The sequence below is a fragment of the Bradyrhizobium sp. SZCCHNR1051 genome, from assembly GCF_032489615.1.
Taxonomy (GTDB): domain Bacteria; phylum Pseudomonadota; class Alphaproteobacteria; order Rhizobiales; family Xanthobacteraceae; genus Bradyrhizobium.
Window position 1 is genome coordinate 53,603 of sequence record NZ_JAUEYJ010000031.1, and the last position, 7,294, is coordinate 60,896.

5 protein-coding genes are annotated in these 7,294 nt (G+C 64.4%); all 5 read left to right on the forward strand.

Annotated features, from left to right (window positions below):
• The first annotated feature begins 55 nt into the window (after positions 1-55).
• Complete coding sequence (locus QW868_RS30570; RefSeq protein WP_316232298.1) at positions 56-1,900, forward strand: extracellular solute-binding protein; 1,845 nt, start codon at positions 56-58, stop codon at positions 1,898-1,900.
• A complete protein-coding gene (locus QW868_RS30575; RefSeq protein WP_316232296.1) occupies positions 1,897-3,774 on the forward strand; it encodes an extracellular solute-binding protein in 1,878 nt (625 codons plus the stop codon). Before QW868_RS30570 ends, QW868_RS30575 begins: the two co-directional genes overlap by 4 nt.
• A gap of 3 nt (positions 3,775-3,777) precedes the next feature.
• The gene (locus QW868_RS30580; RefSeq protein WP_316232297.1) at positions 3,778-4,890 is read left to right on the forward strand and encodes a microcin C ABC transporter permease YejB; all 1,113 of its coding nucleotides are present in this window, start codon (positions 3,778-3,780) and stop codon (positions 4,888-4,890) included.
• Entirely contained in the window at positions 4,890-6,068 is a 1,179-nt protein-coding gene (locus QW868_RS30585) for an ABC transporter permease (protein WP_315813412.1), read from the forward strand. Before QW868_RS30580 ends, QW868_RS30585 begins: the two co-directional genes overlap by 1 nt.
• 5 nt (positions 6,069-6,073) lie before the next feature.
• A partial coding sequence (locus QW868_RS30590; protein WP_316232299.1) for an ABC transporter ATP-binding protein occupies positions 6,074-7,294 on the forward strand: 1,221 nt, incomplete at its 3' end.

Consider the following 7,294-nt stretch of genomic DNA (forward strand, 5'->3'; position numbering starts at 1 on the left):
GTCTCATTTGACGATTACCCGACGACAGCTCCTGCAGAGCAGCGTGCTCGCTGCGATGACCCCGGCGCTCGGCACGGCGGCCAGCCTTGCCCCTCTCGACGCCGCCCGGGCGCAGGCCGGCGAGCAGCTGGTCTGGCGCCACGGCCTGTCGCTGTTCGGCGAGATCAAGTATCCGGCGGACTTCAAGCGCTTCGACTACGTGAATCCGGATGCGCCGAAAGGCGGCGTCGCGCGGATGATCTCGCTCGGGACCTTCGACAATTTCAACATCGTCGTGATGTATGTGAAGGGCAACATCGCGTCCGCGGCGGGGCTGGTTTACGAGACCTTGATGACGAGGTCGCAGGACGAGGTGTCGACCGAATACGGCCTGCTCGCCGAGTCGGCGGCCTATCCGGACGACTACTCCTGGGTCATCTACCGCCTGCGCAAGGAAGCGCGCTGGAACGACGGCAAGCCGGTGACGCCCGAGGACGTCATCTTCTCGCTCGAGGCCCTGAAGAAGAACAGCCCGCACTACTCATCCTACTATCGTCATGTGGTGAAGGCCGAGAAGACCGGCGATCTCGAGGTCAAGTTCACCTTCGATGGTCCGGGCAATCGCGAGCTGCCGCACATCGTCGGCGAGCTGCTGGTGCTGCCGAAGCACTGGTGGGAAGGCACCGACGCGCAGGGCCGCAAGCGCGACGTCACCGCGACCACCCTGGAGCCGCCGCTCGGGTCGAGCCCGTATCGCATCAAGGAGTTCGTGCCCGGGCGCTCGATCAAGATGGAGCGCGTCAAGGACTATTGGGGCGCCAACCTGCCGGTCCAGATCGGCCAGAACAATTTCGACGAGCTGCAGTTCGAATACTTCCGCGACAACATCGTCGCCCTCGAAGCCTTCAAGGCCGACCAGGCCGACTGGATCAACGAGAACTCGGCCAAGCAGTGGGCCACGGCCTACGACTTCCCGGCCATCAACGACAAGCGCGTGGTCAAGGACGAATTCCCGATCAGCGACTCCGGCCGCATGCAGGGCTTCGCCTTCAACCTGCGGCGTCCGCAATTCCAGGATGCGCGGCTGCGGCGCGCCTTCAACTACGCCTTCGATTTCGAGGAGATGAACAAGCAGCTGTTCTACGGCCAGTACAAGCGCATCAACAGCTACTTCGAAGGCACGGATCTGGCCTGCTCCGGGCTGCCGCAGGGCCAGGAGCTGCAGATCCTCGAGGGCCTGCGCGACAAGGTGCCGCCGGAAGTGTTCACCACGGTCTACCAAGCCCCGGTGGGCGGCAATCCCGAGAACGTTCGCGCCAATCTGCGCGAGGCCACCAAGCTGCTGAAGGACGCAGGCTTCGAGATCAAGGACCGCAAGCTCGTCGATCCCGCCGGCAAGCCGGTCACGGTCGAGCTGCTGGTCCAGGACCCGTCGTCCGAGCGCATCGTGCTGTTCTACAAGCCGTCGCTGGAGCGCCTCGGCGTCGCGGTGACGGTACGCCAGGTCGACAACGTCCAGTATGAGAACCGGGTGCGCACCTTCGACTACGACATGATCATCGATGTCTGGGGGCAGTCGCTGTCGCCCGGCAACGAGCAGCGCGATTTCTGGGGCTCCAAGGCCGCCGACGAGTCCGGCTCGAAGAACACGATTGGCATCAAGAACCCCGCTGTCGACGCGCTGATCGAGAAGATCATCTACGCCAAGGATCGCGCCTCTCTCGAAGCGGCAACGCATGCGCTCGACCGGGTGCTGCTTTGGAATTTCTACGTCGTTCCCCAGTTCACCTATCCATTTGCGCGTAGCGCGCGCTGGGACCGCTTCAGCCATTTCACGCCGTTCCCGAAATATGCGCGGTCCGGCTGGCCGAATCTGTGGTGGTACGACGCCGACAAGGCTGCCAAGGTGAAGCGCTCTTGACCGGGCTCCCGCATCTGTCGCGCCGTGGCGTGCTCGGGCTTGGGCTCGGCGCGCTCAGCGTCCCCCTCCTGAAGCCGGCCATGGCCGCGGAGTTCGGCGCAGACTCGCATGGCACATCGGCGTTCGGCGACCTGAAATACCCGGCCGACTTCCACCACTTCGACTACGTCAATCCGGATGCGCCGAAGGGCGGGCTGTTCTCGCTGATCCCGTCGGTGCGCGCCTACAACCAGTCCTATCAGACCTTCAACTCGTTCAATGCCTACGTCCTGAAAGGTGAGGGGGCGCAGGGCATGGACATGACGTTCGCCTCGCTGATGGTGCGCGCGAGCGACGAGCCGGACGCAGTCTACGGGCTGGTCGCGAAGTCCGTCGCGATATCAGTGGACAAGCTGTCCTATCGCTTCACGCTGCGTCCCGAGGCGCGCTTTCACGACGGGTCCAAGATCACGGCCCACGACGTCGCCTTCTCGCTGAATACCTTGAAGGAGAAGGGCCATCCGCTGATCGTCGTGCAGTTGCGCGACTTCGTGAAGGCCGAGGCGCTCGACGATGCGACGGTCGTGGTGAGCTTCGTCGAGAAGCGCGCCCGCGATGTGCCGCTCTATGTCGTGACCCTGCCGATCTTCTCGAAGGCCTGGTACGCCAATCGCGCCTTCGACGAGGGGCCGCTCGACGTGCCGCTCGGCTCGGGGCCGTACAAGGTCGGCAAATACGAGATCAACCGCTATGTCGAGTTTGAGCGCGTCAAGGACTGGTGGGCCGCTGACTTGCCGGTCAGCCGCGGCCTCTACAATTTCGACATCGTGCGCTACGAGTTCTATCGCGACCGCGACGTCGCCTTCGAGGGCTTCACCGCCAAGAGCTATCTGTTCCGCGAGGAGTTCACCGCGCGCATCTGGGCGACGCGCTACGACTTCCCGGCGATCAAGGACGGCCGCGTCAAGCGCGAGCTGCTGCCGGACGAGACGCCGTCGGGCGGGCAGGGCTGGTTCATCAACACCCGCCGCGACAGGTTTCGGGATCCGCGCGTCCGCCAGGCGTTGACCTACGCGTTCGACTTCGAATGGACCAACAAGACCATCATGTACGGCGCCTATGCGCGCACCGTGTCGCCGTTCCAGAATTCCGACATGGTCGCGGTCGGACCGCCGTCGGCGGAAGAGCTGAAGCTGCTCGAGCCGTTCCGCGGCCAGGTGCCTGACGATGTGTTCGGCGAGCCGTTCGTGCCGCCGGTCTCGGACGGCTCCGGCCAGGATCGCGCGCTGCTGCGCAAGGCCATGCAGCTCTTGCAGCAGGCCGGCCTGCCGGTCAAGGACGGCAAGCGACTGCTGCCGTCCGGCGAGGTGTTCGCGATCGAGTTCCTGATCGACGAGGTCTCGTTCAAGCCGCACCACGGCACCCTGATCAAGAACCTGCAGACGCTCGGCATCGACGCCGAGTTGCGCATCGTCGACGCCGTGCAATATCGCGCGCGGGTCGAGGACTTCGACTTCGACATCGCCATTCAACGCATGTCGATGTCGCCGACCCCCGGCGACGGCCTCAGGGCTTACTTCACCTCGGACACGGCAAAGACCAAGGGCTCCTACAATCTCGCAGGGATCAGCAATCCCGCGATCGACGCGCTGGTCGCCAAGGCGATCGCCGCGGAGAGCCGCAGCGAGCTGACCTTGGCCTGCCGGGCGCTCGACCGCGTGTTCCGCGCCGGCCACTACTGGATACCGCAATGGTATCGCCAGACCCACCCGATCGCCTATTGGGATCAATTCGACCATCCACCGAAGCCGCCGAAATACGCCTCGGGCGTCGGCGCCCCCGACATCTGGTGGTACGATGCCGCCAAGGCCGCAAAGCTGGAGCAGGCGAAGTAGTTCATGGCCGCCTATATTGCCCGTCGCATCTTGCTGATGCTCCCGACCCTGCTCGGGATCCTCTTCATCTCCTTCGTCGTGGTGCAGTTCGCGCCGGGCGGTCCGGTGGAGCGCGTCATCGCGCAATTGACCGGCGCCGACACCGGCGGCACCTCCCGCATTTCTGGCGGCAGCGGTTCGGATTTCGGCGCGCGTCCGCCGGGACAGGTCGGATCCGGCGGCGAGCTGAACTCGAAATATCGCGGCGCGCAGGGGCTCGATCCCGCCTTCATCAAGCAGCTCGAAAAGCAGTTCGGCTTCGACAAGCCGGCGCCGGAGCGGTTCGCGCTGATGGTCTGGAACTTCGCGCGCTTCGATTTCGGCAAGAGCTATTTCCGTGACACCAGCGTGCTGCAGCTCATCAAGGAGAAGCTGCCGGTGTCGATGTCGCTCGGCCTCTGGATGACCCTGCTGACCTATTTGATCTCGATTCCCCTGGGGATTCGCAAGGCGGTGCAGGACGGCTCGCGCTTCGACGTCTGGACCTCCGCCGTGATCATCGTCGGCTACGCCATTCCGGGCTTCCTGTTCGCGATCCTTCTGATCATCCTGTTCGCTGGCGGCTCGTTCCTCAACATCTTCCCGCTGCGCGGGCTGATCTCGGATGGCTGGTCGGACTTCCCGTGGTATTGGAAGATCATCGACTATTTCTGGCATCTCACGTTGCCGCTGGTGTCGATGGCGCTCGGCGCCTTCGCGACCATGACGCTGCTGACCAAGAACTCCTTCCTCGACGAGATCCGCAAGCAATATGTCATGACGGCGCGCGCCAAGGGCTGCAGCGAGAACCAGGTGCTGTACGGCCACGTCTTCCGTAACGCCATGCTGATCGTGATCGCCGGCTTTCCCGGCACCTTCATCCACGCGTTCTTTTCCGGCTCGCTGCTGATCGAGACGATCTTCTCGCTGGATGGGCTCGGCCTGCTCTCGTTCGAGAGCATTCTCAATCGTGATTATCCTGTCGTGTTCGGCAATCTCTTCATCTTTTCGCTGCTCGGCCTCGCGATCAACCTGGTCTCGGATCTGACCTACATGTGGATCGATCCGCGGATCGACTTCGAGGCGCGGGAGGTCTGATGACGATCACGGCCCCCCCTCCGGTCGAGACCACGGCGCAGGCTCCGCTCGGCGAGGCTGTGCCGCCGACGCGGCATCGTTTCCGGCCGTCGCCGCTGAATCAGCGCCGCTGGCAGAACTTCAAGGCCAACGGCCGCGGCTACTGGTCGCTGTGGCTGTTTCTGTTTCTGTTCATCGTCTCGATGTTCGCCGAGCTGATCGCCAACGACCGGCCGTTCCTGATCAAGTTCGACGGCCACCTTTATTTCCCGGCGTTCGTCACCTATCCGGAAACGGCATTCGGCGGCGACTTCGAGACCGCCGCGGACTATCGTGATCCGTATTTGCAGAAGCTGATTGCGGACAAGGGCGGCACGGTGGTCTGGCCGCTGGTCCGCTACTCCTACGCCACGCACAATCTCGATCTGCCGACGCCGGCGCCATCGCCGCCGACCTGGATGCTGACGGAGGCACAGTGCAAACCCGTGGTCGAGAAGAAAGGGCTGAAGAGCTGCCGGGATCTCGAATACAACTGGCTCGGCACCGACGACCAGGGCCGCGACGTCGTCGCACGGCTGATCTACGGCTTCCGCATCTCGGTGTTGTTCGGCCTGTCGCTGACGTTCTTCTCCTCGATCATCGGCATCGCCGCCGGCGGCGTGCAGGGCTATTTCGGCGGCTGGGTCGATCTTCTGTTCCAGCGCTTCATCGAGATCTGGAACGCCATTCCCTATCTCTATCTGCTCCTGATCCTGTCCGCGGTGCTGGTGCCCGGCTTCTTCACGCTGCTCGGGATCATGCTGCTGTTCTCATGGGTCTCGCTGGTCGGCCTGGTGCGGGCTGAATTCCTGCGCGGCCGCAATTTCGAGTACATCCAGGCGGCGCGCGCGCTCGGCGTCTCCAATGCCGTCATCATGGTCCGCCATCTCCTGCCGAACGCGATGGTCGCGACCATGACGTTCCTGCCCTTCATCGTGTCGAGCTCGGTGATGACCTTGACCGCGCTCGACTTCCTCGGCTTCGGCCTGCCGCCGGGATCGCCGTCGCTGGGCGAGATGCTGTCGCAGGCCAAGTCCAACGTGCAGGCGCCGTGGCTCGGTCTCACCGGCTTCTTCTCCGTCGCGATCATGCTGTCGCTGCTGATCTTCATCGGCGAGGCCGTGCGCGACGCGTTCGACCCGCGCAAGACGTTCAGGTGACCGACATGGATGCGATCAGCCAGCCGCTGCTCTCGGTCAGCGATCTCTCGGTGGCCTTTCATCAGCAGGGCCGCCTGTCGACCGCCGTCGACCATGTCTCGTTCGAGATCAAGCGCGGCGAGTGCGTCGCCCTGGTCGGCGAGTCCGGCTCGGGCAAGTCGGTCAGCGCGCTGTCGGTGCTGAAGCTGCTGCCCTATCCCGTCGCCTCGCATCCGTCGGGCAGCATCCACTTCAAGGGCCGCGATCTCCTGCCGTTGTCCGAACGCGAGATGCGCGAGATCCGCGGCAGCGACATCTCCATCATCTTCCAGGAGCCGATGACCTCGCTCAATCCGCTGCACACGATCGAGCGGCAGATCGGCGAGATCCTGCAACTGCATCGGCCGATCTCGAACAGTGCGGCGCGGACGCGCACGCTCGAGCTCTTGACCCAGGTCGGCATTCCCGAGCCGGAGACGCGGCTCGGCAGCTATCCGCATCAGCTCTCCGGCGGCCAGCGCCAGCGCGTGATGATCGCGATGGCGCTCGCCAACGAGCCGGCCCTGCTGATCGCCGACGAGCCGACCACCGCGCTCGACGTCACCGTGCAGGCGCAGATCCTGGCGCTGCTCGCCGATATCCGGGCACGCCTCGGCATGAGCCTTCTGTTCATCACCCACGATCTCGGCATCGTCCGCCGCATCGCCGATCGGGTCTGCGTCATGAACGGCGGCAAGATCGTCGAGCAGGGCCCGGTCGAGCAGGTGTTCACCGCGCCGGCTCATCCCTACACCAAGGCGCTGCTCGCCGCCGAGCCGAAGCCGGACCCGGCGCCGCCGCGACCCGATTCGCCGGTGGTCATGCAGGCCAAGGATCTCAAGGTCTGGTTTCCGATCAAGCGCGGCTTTTTTCGCTCGACCGTCGGTCACATCAAGGCCGTGGACGGTGTCAGCCTTGCCGTGCGCAAGGGCGAGACGCTCGGCGTCGTCGGCGAATCCGGCTCGGGCAAGACCACGCTCGGGCTGGCGCTGCTGCGGCTGATTTCCTCCGACGGCCTCATCGTCTTCCTCGGGAAGGAGCTGCAGGGGCTGTCCTTCAAGGAGGTCCGCCCGTTCCGCCGCGACATGCAGATCGTGTTTCAGGATCCGTTCGGCGCCTTGAGCCCGCGCATGTCGGTCGGCGACATCATCGCCGAGGGACTGAGCGTGCATCAGCCGAAACTGACGGATGAGGAGCGCGAGGCCAAG

Excerpts from the sequence above, each read along its gene's own strand:
- QW868_RS30570 (WP_316232298.1), top strand. The coding sequence starts at position 56 with ATGACCCCGGCGCTCGGCACGGCGGCCAGCCTTGCCCCTCTCGACGCC.
- QW868_RS30580 (WP_316232297.1), top strand. The coding sequence starts at position 3,778 with ATGGCCGCCTATATTGCCCGTCGCATCTTGCTGATGCTCCCGACCCTG.
- QW868_RS30585 (WP_315813412.1), top strand. The coding sequence starts at position 4,890 with ATGACGATCACGGCCCCCCCTCCGGTCGAGACCACGGCGCAGGCTCCG.